Raw genomic sequence first — 13714 nt, 5'->3', positions numbered from 1 at the left:
TTATTTAATTGAATTTTTTGCTTACCTCTTCAACAGCAAGGATTAACGGATCTGTAACCATTGATACAGGTGGTGCGTAAGCAAATTCCATATTGCTTAAATCAAAGCAGGTCAAACCTTCAGTAATGGCTAATGTCATTGTATCGATTCTTTCAGCCACCCTTTCTTCCGCTATGATTTGACAACCTATAATGGTTCCATTACCATCACAAATAACTTTGATATCCATTGGTTTTGCATTCGGATAATATCTAGCTCTTGTAAGTGCCTGTACCTTTTGAACTACAGGTCTGATTTGATTTTGCAAAGCAAAACTTGTAGTGTAACCTACAGCACCGAATTCCAATTTTCCTACTTTGGAAACCATTGAATTCAATACAGGGTTAAATTTGGATTTTTTACCACAGATTGTACGTGCCAATGTTTTTGATTGTCTTACTGCAGTGGTACCTAAGTGAGAAATGGTATTTGAACCTAAAATAAGATCTCTTGATTCGACACAGTCTCCTACTGCAAAGACATCCTCTACTGAAGTTTCCATTCTGTCATTGACGATTATGGCCCATCTTCCAATATTACATCCTGCCATTTTAGCCAAATCAAGTTCCGGCCTTACACCGGTTGCCATAATAACCATGTCAGTGTCATAAATTTCCTCATCACCGAAACATGCCTTCTCGACTTTAGTCTCACCGATCAATTTTGTAATCGGTTTTCCCAAAACAACCTTTATGCCTTCCATTTCAAGGTATTTTACCAAAATATCTGACATGTCCTTATCGATTGACCTAGGAACGATTTGAGGCATCATTTCACTTAAGATAACATTCAATCCCTGATTTTTAAGTGCAAAAGCTATTTCAATACCGATTAATCCTGCACCTGTTACGATTGCATTTTTTGCATCTTTCATAGCTTCCTGAACTTTCATACCGTCATCAATGTTTCTTATTCTGAAAACGCCTTCCAAATCAACGCCCTGCATCGGAGGAACAAATGGATTGCCTCCAGTTGCAAGGACCAGTTTATCATAATCCATGACAACGCTTTTGCCGTCTTTCTGGTATGTGACTGTTTTCTTATCGGAATCGACTGCAGTTACTTCAACTTCGGTTATAACTTCAATGCCTTTATTTTGATAATCTTCAGGAGTTCTCATAACGATATCATCAAAAGTTTCAATTACTCCAGCCAGTACATAAGGAATGGCACATGGAGAGTATGCAACCTTATTATCTCTTGTGAGAACTGTAATTTCGATATCCTTATCTAATTTACGTATATTTGAAGCTGTAGATATTCCTCCAGCTCCTCCACCTACAATTACTACTTTCATTATAACAAAACCATATATGATTTATACAATAGAATATATATTAAAAAATAATATAAAAAGATTTAGGTTATAGAATGAAAAAAATTGAATGTAATTTAGATGAAAATCCATTTATAAACTTCTTATCAGCCAGATATTCAATGAGCGCACGAATAAATGTTGAAAAACTGTGGAAGTGGTGCCGTGAAAATGACAAGTCATTTTTCATAATGAGTCTGGGCTGTCTGATGAATGCGACAAATTCCGTTCCCGAGCTTAAACGCAGAATAATCAACGGTGAAGCCATAGAACATGACTATCTTGAGGGAGTCAGTCCAATAATGGATGAAGACAATAAGATATATAAGGAAATGCGTGTTAAAGTTCCTCAGGAATTTGAAAACATTATTGAATGGCATGATTATGTCAGAAACCTATCCAATGATATTTTGACAGGAAAAAAGGAAGGCTTTTTTGTTGAAATGGAAAAAAGGGATTTGGAAAATATTGTAAATATGTCCTGCATTCCATGGGTTGACTTTGATATGCTTACAAATTGCGTCGTTGACGGAAGCGCAATCCAGCCGTTGGTGACCTGGGGAAAAGTAAACGATGATTATGAGATGAGCGTGTCAATCACAGTAAGCCATATATTCGTCAACGGGCGTGAACTGGGTTATTTCTATGAAAACGCTCAAAGGGAGTTTAATCAATTTGATTAAACTACTATAATTCCTATAATGAATAACACGATAGACACGACAGCAACCATTACTGAATGAATGAATGTCTTTTCATGCTTGACCAAATTGAAAGAAGCAAAAAATGAAAGCATTATACATAACAACGGATATAGAATAATCCTATCTGAATTGATTACTCTTACCTGACTCCAAGCGGCTAAAATAGCTATTAGCTGGATAAAAAGAGTTAAATATCCGAAAGCTATCATTGCAAGATACTTGTTTTCTTCAAAGGATGAGTGATGATTGACAGACACATTTCTTGTTGCAATTACTTCATTGGCTTTATTTTCAATTTTGATTCCGCAATTTTGGCAGAACACTGAACTTTCCTCAACTTCTTCACCGCAGTTTGGGCAATTAGGCATATTATCCTCCCCTTTAATTATATCAATCCGATTGAACCATCATAATGATTGTTTTTTTTTTCAGCAACAACCCTAATCGGGCAATATTATTAAATATTGAGTTAATTTCATATAATGATTCCGAAAATCATGCCTTAATCAATGAATCTTCAGAAATTGCATTTGAATCCCATTTCATTGATAATTTTTTGCAGATATCTCTTTTTCAAAACAAGTTCACGTTTATTGGCCAGCCTATCGCTGTTAGGCTGTTCAACCTTTTCATTCAGTCTGGAAGCGCCCAGGTATCTGGTGTCCCCTTCGGTCAGGTTATGGGCTTCACCATTGTCAATGGCTTTTTTGATGATATAATAATCTTTAAAGAGCACATCAAAATCATTGCTTAGGTAATAGTGTTCCAGATCAGTAATCAATCCATCCTCATCATACCAGATAATCAAGATGGAGTCATGTTTAAACAGTTCGCTGAACTCTATTAAATTAAAATAGTCTAAATCAGCCAGTTTGAATTTGCTTGCGGGATAGCGCCTGCCGCAATTCTTATATAGATACTTCAATGGAGCAATAAAAAAAGTTGTTGATTCATTCAAGGCAACATCATCTATCTGTTTTCCAATTAATGCCTCAAATGAATCCATATTAATCAAATTAGTCTTTATCTAGTGCAGGAATACCTGTAATTCTTAAACCACCGTAATGGGATCTGTATTTGATGTTTAATCCAATTAATAATGGGGTGATTTTTTCGATTATTCTTGCTTTTTCTAAAATACCTGTGTCTATTGTTTTGATTCCTGGTATTTTGTCGATGATTTCTGCTGCGATTTCTTTTGCTTCCTTGTCGTCACCTGCTATTAAACAGTCACAGTCGATTTCTTCTGGAATGTTTGAGAGGTGGGAGTTGGATATGTTACAGAATGCACAGATTACTTTTGCTCCGGTTCCTTCAAGGATTTTTGCAGTTCTTTCTGCAGCTGATCCTTCCATCAGGTCGACGAATCTGAATGGTTTTCCGCCGATTGCAGTTTCTAAAGGTACTGTTGCGTCCATGACTATTTTGTCGGTACAGAATTCTTTGATTCCTTCGACTGTTGGTTTTTGTGCAGCCAGTGGTACGGTAAGAATCAATACGTCTCCAGCTTTTGCTGCGTCTTCGTTTGCCATACCAGTCATGTTTAAGTCATAGTCTGCTAAGTCTTCTTTTGCTTTTGCAACAACTTCTAATGCTTTTTCTTCTTTTCTTGAACCTACAATTACTTCAACACCAGCGATAGCTAATCTTTCAGCAATTCCAAGTCCTTGAGGTCCGGTTCCTCCGATTACACTTACAATCATATTTATCACCTATTTTTTATCATAAAGCAAACCGCCAATGAATATAAGATATTCCGGCAGTTTACCATCATGAGCGTAAAGAATTTTATATCCCAACAGATCTTCAACGGCCCTGTCTACTTCCCCGCCTAAAGATTCTATTGAATATCTCATTTTAAACGGCATTTTACAAGGTGCTCCGAATTCCCTTGTACATCTCATGCATAAGTTGCATTTGCCCAAATACAGTCCCAGGGAGTCCTCGTTTTCAAGCATGTAAATTTCATTCATTAATTTGACCTTAAGTCTTTCAAAACGTTTTAAAACAAATTCCAATTCCTCATCGGAAAATGTATGTTCAAGTTCTTCGGCTGAAAAATCAATCTTAAAAGCCATTATCTTGAGCTTGTTATAGGAATTCCAAATCTCATCAACATCAAAATCAAAAGGAGGATAATTCCAGTTGTACCCCAACATTTCCTGCTCTTCAATGCATAATTTTGAGATTTTTTCAAAATCGACATACTCATCATAAAACTCTTCAACGTCGACATCGATTGTGATTTTCTTAATCTCTGACATAGTTAATATTTTCTAAAAAGAACATTATAAAACTTTTGATAAAAATTATTCAACAAAATTTATTATAATCAACCTTTTTTTAAACATAAATTAAAATATTATAAATATTTTAAAAAATATTTTAAAAAAAATCAAAAAAAATCATTATCATATTACTTTTGGATTTAAATGTTATACTTAAAAATATAAAATATACACACAATATGAAAATCCAATGAAAGAAACATTAACTGTTAAAAATAATATCGCTAATTTTTTACAAAATTTAAAATAAGGAATAAAAAATATTACTCCTGCTGTTTGAAATAACTCTTATGCCTATTCAGATAGTAATTGATATATGCATATCCTACAATTGAACCCAATGCCATACCACAGACAATTCCAATATAAATGCCCACATCGGCCAAATTAAATGCGAATGCGAATAAAGCTGCAAACACCACTTCCAGAATGAATGTTCTAAGTATTGTCAAGATTAAGGAGATTGTTCCTTTTCCCATTGATTGGAAGATATTACCTGCCACTATACCCAACGGCATGAACAATATGAAGAAACATAAGATTCTTAAAGCCTCAACCACACGGGAGGCCAAAACGGAACTGCTTGCAGAATATGAGAAAATGAATGACAGCGGTTCTGCAAATATAAAGAAGAATGAGCAGATGATTATTGATGAAATCAAACCTAACTTGACGCCATAATTCAGAGCGGTCTTCAGATTTACAAGGTTACGTGCACCGTAGGCTGCTCCACCTACTGTCAATGCCGCAACTCCAATACCTATTAAAGGGGATATTCCAATTGAAATCAGCCTCCATGTTGCGGTATATGCAGCTACAGCTATTGTTCCGGACAATAATGTTAACCAGTAGTTCATCAGGATTGAAACGAAAGAAAGAATGAACTGTTCCAGGCTTGCCGGAATTCCTACGACCAATATTTCCTTATAGATTGAAAGGTTCCTTTTATATTCTCTTAACCTGATTTCCAAAAAGCTGTCCTTTTTATAGAACATCCAGTAAATCATCGGAAGCATTGCAAGTGTTGCCGCAAGAACTGTTGCAATTGCCGCTCCGGTAATGCCCAGACCCAAAACATAAATGAAAATCGGATCCAGAATCATGTTTATTATTGCCGTAAGCATTAACGGATAGGATGCCCTTTCAATTTCTCCTTGAGAACGAAATATTGCCGCCAGCATCGCCGGAATGAAGAGTGAAAATACCCCTCCAAGAACAATGTATCCGTAGGATAAAGCCAGACCGATTACCTCTCCGGCACCCATCATCATAAGCAGAGGCTTTAAAATAATCAGAATAAGAACTGTTGAAATGACAGTTACGATAAAACATAGCATTATGGAGTGGATTGCACTGTTTCCGGCATCATGATACTTTTCAGCGCCTATGCATCTTGCAATAAGGCTGTTTGAACCTGCACCCAGACCGTTTGCAACCCCTACAAACGCAAAAAACAATGGTGTTACAAATCCTACTGCAGCAAGTGGTTCGGGCCCCAAACCTGAAACCCATATTCCATCGATAATATTGTTGAGAGTCATGAACAGGTTGCTGATAATGATAGGTAATGCCAACTTGTTGATTGCCTTTTTGGGATGGTTTACGATTAAATCTATCTCTTCAGTTTTGTCTTGTGCCATTAGTTCACCTTACAATGTGCTGACCGGGTTTTATGAAATCATCCAAAAATTCCAAAAATCCCTCATTATCAATCTCATAAATGTCAATGAATTCATAAGTTTCAATTATGTTCTTTTTAAGGTTTTTGCCAACCTTGATTAACCCTATGTGCTCTCTAGTGAAAATATGCTCAATGAGAGTTAAGGCATTGCAGAATTCCCTTTTCTGGGTGTGAACTAAAAAATCGCCTTGAACATAACAGTTTTCACGACCATATTTAGCTGCAAAGTTTTCGCAAGCCTGACTGATGAAAACTTTAGGTCCGACATTGACCTTAATGTCATTTAAAGTTGATGAAGCCATTTCCAAAAGAATCACACAGCTCAATAGCTCATCACTCCAGTAATCTGCCTTAAATACGTTGAATTCCTCATTGTTTAATTTGCGTTCAAGGGCTTCCGTTGTCTTTCTAAGTTGAGGATGCAGCGTATCAAGCGGAATATCCGGGATTCTGAATTTGATGGCTATTACTTCCCCGTTTCTTGATTTGAATTCATTTAAAATAGCATCCTTATTCAAATCACGTTTTAATGGATAAAAATAATCAGTCTTATTTTGTGAAAATATGTAATTGCGTGCTGATTGGATGAACTCGGCCAGCTTATCCAATCTTAATGCTGCACCGACGTTTCTGTTTTTATCTGTCGGATCTATTACTATTAACGGGTCTTTGAAATCCTTTGAAGTTCCATATCCTTCCAGATCTATGCTATGTCCATATTTCCAGTTTATAGCATTTTTCAAAGTATTTTCAAATGTGCCATAATGAATAATCAGAAGTTCACAAAGATAACCTGCAAATCCGCCAACCTTAAATTCGGAACCATATGTTCCTGTCATTGCCATGAATCGCTTTAAAAGCAGGACCTCATCTTCCTGGCCTTCATCCAAATTGGCCTTAACATATCTGGTGTGAAGAATGGTTCTGTCTACGGCAGACTTGAGCTGGTCTCCGTTTTCGATTGCATAGCATGGAACGATATCTACTTCGAAACCTTCAATATCGGTTGTGACATACGGATGTGATGCAAAATGATGTTCAGCATCAACTTGAAATTCATCACAGCAGCTGTGAGCCAATTCCAGACCCTTATTCTTCAAGAATTGCTTATCCGTATCCAAAGGAAATGCGATGAAAATGTCAATGTCGGATTTGCCTTTGAGTGCGGTGTTTTTGGCTACCGAACCTACCAAAGCCACTTTTGCACCAAGGTTATCCTCATCACATAAATCCTGAAGATAATTTATTATTTTTGAGGAGACTTCTGTAATCTTTTCTGTTTCGTCCTCTGTCGGCTTTATATCATCTAATATTAAATTATAATCCATGACATCACAATTCAAATACTTTTATATCCTCATATATTGGTCCTGATGGTGTTAATGTAGACTTTTTCAAAGCAATACTGCCTACGGTCATCTCGCCAATTTCAACATCACTGAACTCTTCAATGGTTGACTTTACCTGATTTTTATTTTTAGCGGATTTCATACGGCCAATAGTCAAATGTGTAGAGAATTTCTTGTCCTTATCAAATCCTAAGCTGCTGAATTCCTTGTCCAGCTTATCATGCAGATCCCTTATTACGGAATCGTCTTCAATTCCAACCCATATAACCTTAATATGGTTATTGTTTGGAAAAGCTCCGCAACTTTTAATCTTTATATCGAATGGTTTGAATTCAGATACGACCTTAGCTATCTTTTCTTCCAACAATTCCAAACCGGCAGTATCAATTTCTCCGAAGAATTTCAAGGTTAAATGTAGGTTTGTTAATTCCACATATTTGATTCGTGTATCAATCTGTTTAAATTCTTTAATTATCCTGTTAATTTTTGGTTTTAAATCATCATCCAAATCTATAGCCAAAAATGCCCGTACCTGTGACATGTCCTAACCTCACTGTTCAATAATTGTTTCATCAATAGCGATTCCAAAATGACGTGCATTTGACTCAATGTAGACCTTTACCTTATCTCCCGGTTTTATGTCTGCCACTGATAATGGGTTGTCATTTTCATCGACTATCCTGATGGTTTCTGCATTCTGCAGGAGTGTTCTTATAATTTGACCTTCATATTCAGCTTCAATCAGAATTAATGGCCTTCTTTCGATTTTGCTTCTTCCGACATATGCTGTTCTGGTTTCCCCTTCGGTATTTACAATCAGCACCTCATCTCCTGCTACAAGCTCGGATAGGTATCTTGTCTTGTTGCCCGGAACCATCACATATGCCTGTACAGGACCAGCATTAACTCTGAATGGACGTGAAGCAACATATTCGCTTTCAAGAGATTCTGAATGCACTAAAAACATTGATTTGGAATATGAACCAATCAGCATTCCTTCTCCAGGCTTCATCATGTCTGTTGTATCGACACATACTCTGTCACCTGACCCCAGTGGCTTTACATTTGTCACTGTAGCTATTTTCAATTCATATTTTGTTTGTGACGCTTCAACGACTTCCTGAGCAATTTTCTTGATAGTATTGAATTCATTTGCTTCAAATATGATTCCGTCGGTTCCATGTTCCAATGTCTCCAATGCAACTTTGGCACCATCCAAGTCACGTACAGCAGCGATGATTTCGACATCCTCCTTTTGAAGGTCTGCAATGATATTTTCAAGCGGAATGATTGTCCAGTCAGTTCCAACAAGAATTATGTAATCTACGATTGAACCTAACTTAACGGCCAATTGTTCATGAGCTTTATCTGTGATTATTATATATGCACATACAGTTTTTCCTTCGCTTTTTGCTTTTTTTGCATTTGCAATATCAGTTGAATCTGTGAAATCCTCTTTCAATTCAACAAAGCCATCTCCTTCACCATTAATACCAACCAGATAGATATCGGCATCATCATTATTTGCAATTATTTTAACATTGCCGAGTTTTCTGATTTGTTCTATGTCATCGAAATCAAGCACATGGTCTATTCCTGATTCCAATGCTGTGGTAATCATTTCTTTTTTGTCATCCCATTCTTCATCAGGAGTGCTTATCCAAGCGAATTTGTTTTGCATCTAACCACCTATTCTAAGAACTTTAAAGCTTCATCCACTTCTGCATCATGGTGGACGATTTCTGAAATTGCACGGGTAATCTTGCCAGGATTTTCAGCTTGGAAAAGATTACGTCCGAACGCTACGCCTGCGCCTCCAACTTCAAGGGAATCTTTAACCATCTGAAGCAGTTCCTCATCGGTGTCTATTTTTGGACCGCCTGCGATAACAACAGGAACGATTGCTCCTTCAACAACTTCCTTGAATGAATCAGGGTCACCTGTGTAGTTTGTTTTAACTATGTCAACTCCAAGTTCGGAACCTACACGTGCAGCATGTTTTACGAATTCCACATCATGTTCGTTTTCAACTTTTTGTCCTCTTGGGTACATCATTGCAAGAAGAGGCATTCCCCAGTAGTCGCAAGTTTCAGCTATTGCACCTAATTCCTGTAACATCTGGCTTTCTGTTTCGCTTCCAAGGTTTACATGGATTGACACTGCATCTGCTCCAAGTTGGATTGCCTTTTCAACTGTTGTTACTGTTACTTTATCATTTGGATCCGGTGCAAGGGATGTACTTGCTGATAAATGTACAATTAAACCTATATCCTTACCGTAACCACGATGTCCCTGTTTTACAATACCTTTGTGCATTAATATTGCGTCTGCTCCGCCTTGGGAAATTTCTTCAACAGTTTCATCCATATCAATAATTCCTGGAATCGGACCGCTTGATACACCATGGTCCATTGGTGCAATTACAGTTCTTCCAGTATTTCTGTTTATGATTCTTTCTAAACGAATCTTCTTACCTATCATTATTTAACCTCGTTATACTTATGAATTATATTTTTCATCAAACTGATATATAAATATTAATTTAAGAGATTTTGAAATAAATTAAAGATTTTTACAAAATTAATTAACAAAAATTAAAACTCTTGACAAAAATACTTTTAAAAACTGAAAATGTTAGAAAATCTTTTCAAAAACACGAATAAAACTATTCCTTAAGTGATGGAGTCCACAAGTCAAACTCCTTGATTAACGGAGGAATGCCTGAATCATGATATGTTTCAAGATAACCCTCATCAGATTTGTAATCCTCACCGCTGGTTTCAACTGAATTGAAAAATTCCAAAAGACCCCTGTTTCGAATTAGTGTATGTTTCGGTTTGAAAGTGGATGACCATATATAAAACACTTTAAAAACCGTATCCGGATGATATCCGCCGCCCAGATCTATTGAAAGTAAATCACATGACTGAACAATTTTAAAAACCTCGGCAATCACTTCATGGCGCCTAACATCCCCTGAAATAAATCTTACATTGTCAAATCCCTTCATTTGCTCAACTGATTCAGGTGAATTGTCAATTGCTATGACATTGCACTGTTTAGGAAAGGTTTTTGTAGTTCCACCAACATGACAGCCCAATTCTATGATTGTATCTCCATTTTTAACCAAATCAGAGATTTGCCTCCTGTATTCTTTTATATCATAACTCAATTTAATCATAAACAATACCAATATTATTAATTTTATCTATATGCAAGTCTTCAATGTCCAGATTTTTGAATGCATCTTCATCATATGCAAATGCGAATACAGTATTTCCAAGCATTGCCATGGAACTACCTAAAATATCATCCATAGAATTAAAATAGTTAATTTGATTTTTCACTTCATCTGTCGCTAATTTTGTCTCAAGTGCAAACTTGTTTGAAAAAGCCAGAAAGTTTTCCACATTGGCATCTTTTTCAAATAATTCCAGATACTTCAAACCAACCTCGGAAATTATTTCCTTATGTTTAGGGTCTTGAATAATCTCAGATGTTTCGATTGCGCCAAAAGTTTTCCAGGCTACATAAACATCCTCTTCAAATGATTCGATTTCACCGATTCCAGGTGCTCCAGGTTTTGTTCTTAGGACCAATCCTTTTCCCGTTTGGCCAATGACATCCCCCAAACCTGATCCCAAATTGACTTCAGCCATGTGCGCAATCTGGCCACAGATTTCTAGGGAATAATTCAAGTCTAAAAATTCATTCAATGCCAAAGACAAACTTAATGCTGATGCGGCTGATGTGCCGAATCCCGCACCGATAGGAAGGGTTATCTCCTGAATAACTTTAAAATCAGTCTCGTCAAGGTTTAAAATATTTAAGACTTCATTTATTACAGTATCATCACCCTGATTAACTTCATAAGCAAAATTATCAGATTTGACAATACTTGTCTTAACACCTTCAGTGAGTAAAAATCCTGCACCGCATGACCCATTTTTCAATTTGGAATCATGATTTTCAATATTAAAAAAACCGGTAATATGACCCGGAACAAAAACACTCATATTAATTAATTGTTAATTGAAATTATTAAAATTTATTATAATTTTAAAAAAGAAAAAAAGCGTTATGTGAATAAATCACATAACTTTAAATTTTTATTGTTTTTTACGTCTAGACACATTGACAGATAATGTTAATAGGGCTAACAGTAACATCAGTAATGGGTTACCGGTAGCATTATTTTCAGAAACTGCTTCTTTAGCTGCTTTAGGCACATCATGAACCGGAGCAACTGGTTGATCAGGAACTTCTTCAACAACAGTAGTGTTATTTGTGCTGCTGACTGTCTTATTAGTCATATTATTACCTGCAGTTACATTATTAACTTTGAATCCAACACTGGTTGTATTAAAGAAAATTGTAAAGTTTGCAGATTCTCCTACAGCTAAAGGTTTCATATAACTAAATCTATCCTTACCATCAAATGTCCAATTGCCGTTTAGAATCACATGGTCTAAAACAATACCTTCACTAAAGTCATTATCTATTACATAAACTCCAGTTAAATCACAATCACCGGTATTTGTAACAACAACGATGAATCCGACTTGGTCTCCAAGATATACTGTTTTATTTAATGAGATTTTGCTTACACTCATATCAGGTTTAAAGACATGTTTATGAGTATTGTTAATTGTAAAGTTGTAAGCGGTGTCATTAAAAATACTGACAGTATAATTTGCAACCTCTAACTCCTCGATGGTGTAAGCTATGACAGTACCATTATTGTTATAAACAGGCAATTCATTGAATGATGCTTTCCAACCATTACCCTCTGATAACACGGTTCTGTTAACTTCAACACCGTCAGCAAACAATACAACAGTCACATTGAGAGGTCTGACACCATCTTGATTGTCATTGTCGTTCCAAACTTTAGTAACGTTGACACCAGTATACTCAACAATACGTGAGTTAGTAATAGTGTAATTAGCAAGACTATCATTGGTTACACTAGAATTATAATTATCTACACTCATTTCCTCAATAGAGTAAACAATCACTTTACCATCACTATAAACAGGCAAGTCATTGAAACTAGCAGACCAAACATTACCCGCACCACTTAAAACAGCACTATCAACAGGAATACCATCAGCAAGCAACACAAAAGTCACATTATCCGGCCTGAAACCATCATGATCATCTTCATCGTCCCAAACTTTAGTAACATTAACACTAGTATACTCAACAATACGTGAGTTAGTAATAGTGTAATTAGCAAGACTATCATTGGTTACACTAGAATTATAATTATCTACACTCATTTCCTCAATAGAGTAAACAATCACTTTACCATCACTATAAACAGGCAAGTCATTGAAACTAGCAGACCAAACATTACCCGCACCACTTAAAACAGCACTATCAACAGGAATACCATCAGCAAGCAACACAAAAGTCACATTATCCGGCCTGAAACCATCATGATCATCTTCATCGTCCCAAACTTTAGTAACATTAACACTAGTATACTCAACAATACGTGAGTTAGTAATAGTGTAGTTTGCAAGGCTGCTGTTAGTTACAGATTTAGTGTAATTAGCAACAGGCAATTCATCAACAGTGTAAACAATCGCTTTACCATCTTTATAAATAGATAAACCAGTAAAACTACCAGTCCAATGATTACCTTCATCTAAAACAATAGTAGCGTTCTCAACACCATCAGCATATAACACGAAAGTTACATTTTGAGGTCTGAAACCATCATGATCATCACTATCATTCCAAACTTTAGTAACATTCACACTAGTGAAATTAACCACATAAGTGTTCATGATAGTATAGTTTGCAAAACTGTCATTAACTACAGACTTAGTGTAATTAGCAACAGACAATTCATCAACAGTGTAAACAATCGCTTTACCATCTTTATAAATAGACAAATCAGTGAAACTACCAGTCCAATGATTACCTTCATCTAAAACAATAGTAGCGTTCTCAACACCATCAGCATATAACACAAAGGTCACATTTTGAGGTCTGAAACCATCATGATCATCACTATCATTCCAAACTTTAGTAACATTCACACTAGTGAAATTAACCACATAAGTGTTCATGATAGTATAGTTTGCAAAACTGTCATTAACTACAGACTTAGTGTAATTAGCAACAGACAATTCATCAACAGTGTAAACAATCGCTTTACCATCTTTATAAATAGACAAATCAGTGAAACTACCAGTCCAATGATTACCTTCATCTAAAACAATAGTAGCGTTCTCAACACCATCAGCATATAACACAAAGGTCACATTATCAGGTCTGAAACCATCATGATCATCACTATCATTCCAAACTTTAGTAACATTCACACT

The 13714-nt window shown here is 36.0% G+C and carries 14 protein-coding genes; 1 reads left to right on the top strand and 13 read right to left on the bottom strand.

Annotated elements, in window-relative coordinates; translation table 11 throughout:
- Positions 1 to 4: 4 nt before the first annotated feature.
- Positions 5 to 1336 carry an FAD-dependent oxidoreductase gene (locus tag E7Z77_RS00070; protein WP_292748790.1) on the bottom strand — a complete coding sequence of 444 codons (1332 nt, stop codon included), beginning with the start codon at positions 1334 to 1336 and terminating at the stop codon, positions 5 to 7.
- A gap of 74 nt (positions 1337 to 1410) precedes the next feature.
- Here E7Z77_RS00070 and E7Z77_RS00065 point away from each other — a divergent pair, with 74 nt between their 5' ends.
- Positions 1411 to 2037, top strand: a complete 627-nt coding sequence (locus E7Z77_RS00065) for a CatA-like O-acetyltransferase (protein WP_292748787.1) — start codon at positions 1411 to 1413, stop codon at positions 2035 to 2037.
- Here E7Z77_RS00065 and E7Z77_RS00060 read toward each other — a convergent pair.
- The 12 genes from E7Z77_RS00060 to E7Z77_RS00005 all read right to left on the bottom strand — a co-directional run.
- Complete coding sequence (locus E7Z77_RS00060; protein ID WP_292748785.1) at positions 2034 to 2426, bottom strand: zinc ribbon domain-containing protein; 393 nt, start codon at positions 2424 to 2426, stop codon at positions 2034 to 2036. The genes E7Z77_RS00065 and E7Z77_RS00060 overlap by 4 nt on opposite strands.
- Before the next feature lie 149 nt (positions 2427 to 2575).
- Positions 2576 to 3064, bottom strand: coding sequence for a hypothetical protein (locus E7Z77_RS00055; protein ID WP_292748783.1), 489 nt, complete (start codon positions 3062 to 3064; stop codon positions 2576 to 2578).
- 10 nt (positions 3065 to 3074) lie between these two features.
- Entirely contained in the window at positions 3075 to 3761 is a 687-nt protein-coding gene (gene npdG / locus E7Z77_RS00050; protein WP_292748781.1) for an NADPH-dependent F420 reductase, read from the bottom strand.
- A 9-nt stretch (positions 3762 to 3770) separates the two neighbouring features.
- Positions 3771 to 4322 (bottom strand): DUF2284 domain-containing protein, encoded by a 552-nt coding sequence (locus E7Z77_RS00045; RefSeq protein WP_292748779.1) that lies wholly within the window; start codon positions 4320 to 4322, stop codon positions 3771 to 3773.
- A 287-nt stretch (positions 4323 to 4609) separates the two neighbouring features.
- Positions 4610 to 5986: an MATE family efflux transporter gene (locus E7Z77_RS00040; protein WP_292748777.1), complete on the bottom strand. Its 1377-nt coding sequence runs from the start codon at positions 5984 to 5986 to the stop codon at positions 4610 to 4612.
- A gap of 4 nt (positions 5987 to 5990) precedes the next feature.
- Complete coding sequence (gene cca, locus E7Z77_RS00035; protein WP_292748776.1) at positions 5991 to 7355, bottom strand: CCA tRNA nucleotidyltransferase; 1365 nt, start codon at positions 7353 to 7355, stop codon at positions 5991 to 5993.
- A 4-nt stretch (positions 7356 to 7359) separates the two neighbouring features.
- Entirely contained in the window at positions 7360 to 7917 is a 558-nt protein-coding gene (gene thpR / locus E7Z77_RS00030; RefSeq protein WP_292748773.1) for an RNA 2',3'-cyclic phosphodiesterase, read from the bottom strand.
- 9 nt (positions 7918 to 7926) lie between these two features.
- Positions 7927 to 9057 carry a 3-dehydroquinate synthase II gene (locus E7Z77_RS00025; RefSeq protein ID WP_292748770.1) on the bottom strand — a complete coding sequence of 377 codons (1131 nt, stop codon included), beginning with the start codon at positions 9055 to 9057 and terminating at the stop codon, positions 7927 to 7929.
- A gap of 8 nt (positions 9058 to 9065) precedes the next feature.
- Positions 9066 to 9860: a 2-amino-3,7-dideoxy-D-threo-hept-6-ulosonate synthase gene (locus tag E7Z77_RS00020; RefSeq protein WP_292749154.1), complete on the bottom strand. Its 795-nt coding sequence runs from the start codon at positions 9858 to 9860 to the stop codon at positions 9066 to 9068.
- Positions 9861 to 10041: 181 nt separating this feature from the next.
- On the bottom strand, positions 10042 to 10557 hold the full coding sequence (locus E7Z77_RS00015; RefSeq protein ID WP_292748767.1) for an SAM-dependent methyltransferase: 516 nt from the start codon (positions 10555 to 10557) through the stop codon (positions 10042 to 10044).
- Entirely contained in the window at positions 10550 to 11392 is an 843-nt protein-coding gene (locus tag E7Z77_RS00010; protein WP_292748764.1) for a GHMP kinase, read from the bottom strand. Before E7Z77_RS00010 ends, E7Z77_RS00015 begins: the two co-directional genes overlap by 8 nt.
- A gap of 93 nt (positions 11393 to 11485) precedes the next feature.
- The coding region (locus E7Z77_RS00005) for a Cna B-type domain-containing protein (protein WP_292748762.1) at positions 11486 to 13714 on the bottom strand (2229 nt) is incomplete at its 5' end.

The sequence above is a fragment of the Methanobrevibacter sp. genome, assembly GCF_015062985.1.
Lineage (GTDB): Archaea > Methanobacteriota > Methanobacteria > Methanobacteriales > Methanobacteriaceae > Methanocatella.
Note: the sequence above shows the minus strand (reverse complement) of the source record. Positions and strands in the feature narration are given on the sequence as shown.

Bases quoted from the DNA above. Each gene is read 5' to 3' on its own strand.
- E7Z77_RS00070 (WP_292748790.1), bottom strand. From the start codon at position 1,336: ATGAAAGTAGTAATTGTAGGTGGAGGAGCTGGAGGAATATCTACAGCT.
- E7Z77_RS00065 (WP_292748787.1), top strand. From the start codon at position 1,411: ATGAAAAAAATTGAATGTAATTTAGATGAAAATCCATTTATAAACTTC.
- E7Z77_RS00060 (WP_292748785.1), bottom strand. From the start codon at position 2,426: ATGCCTAATTGCCCAAACTGCGGTGAAGAAGTTGAGGAAAGTTCAGTG.
- E7Z77_RS00055 (WP_292748783.1), bottom strand. From the start codon at position 3,064: ATGGATTCATTTGAGGCATTAATTGGAAAACAGATAGATGATGTTGCC.
- npdG (WP_292748781.1), bottom strand. From the start codon at position 3,761: ATGATTGTAAGTGTAATCGGAGGAACCGGACCTCAAGGACTTGGAATT.
- E7Z77_RS00045 (WP_292748779.1), bottom strand. From the start codon at position 4,322: ATGTCAGAGATTAAGAAAATCACAATCGATGTCGACGTTGAAGAGTTT.
- E7Z77_RS00040 (WP_292748777.1), bottom strand. From the start codon at position 5,986: ATGGCACAAGACAAAACTGAAGAGATAGATTTAATCGTAAACCATCCC.
- cca (WP_292748776.1), bottom strand. From the start codon at position 7,355: ATGGATTATAATTTAATATTAGATGATATAAAGCCGACAGAGGACGAA.
- thpR (WP_292748773.1), bottom strand. From the start codon at position 7,917: ATGTCACAGGTACGGGCATTTTTGGCTATAGATTTGGATGATGATTTA.
- E7Z77_RS00025 (WP_292748770.1), bottom strand. From the start codon at position 9,057: ATGCAAAACAAATTCGCTTGGATAAGCACTCCTGATGAAGAATGGGAT.
- E7Z77_RS00015 (WP_292748767.1), bottom strand. From the start codon at position 10,557: ATGATTAAATTGAGTTATGATATAAAAGAATACAGGAGGCAAATCTCT.
- E7Z77_RS00010 (WP_292748764.1), bottom strand. From the start codon at position 11,392: ATGAGTGTTTTTGTTCCGGGTCATATTACCGGTTTTTTTAATATTGAA.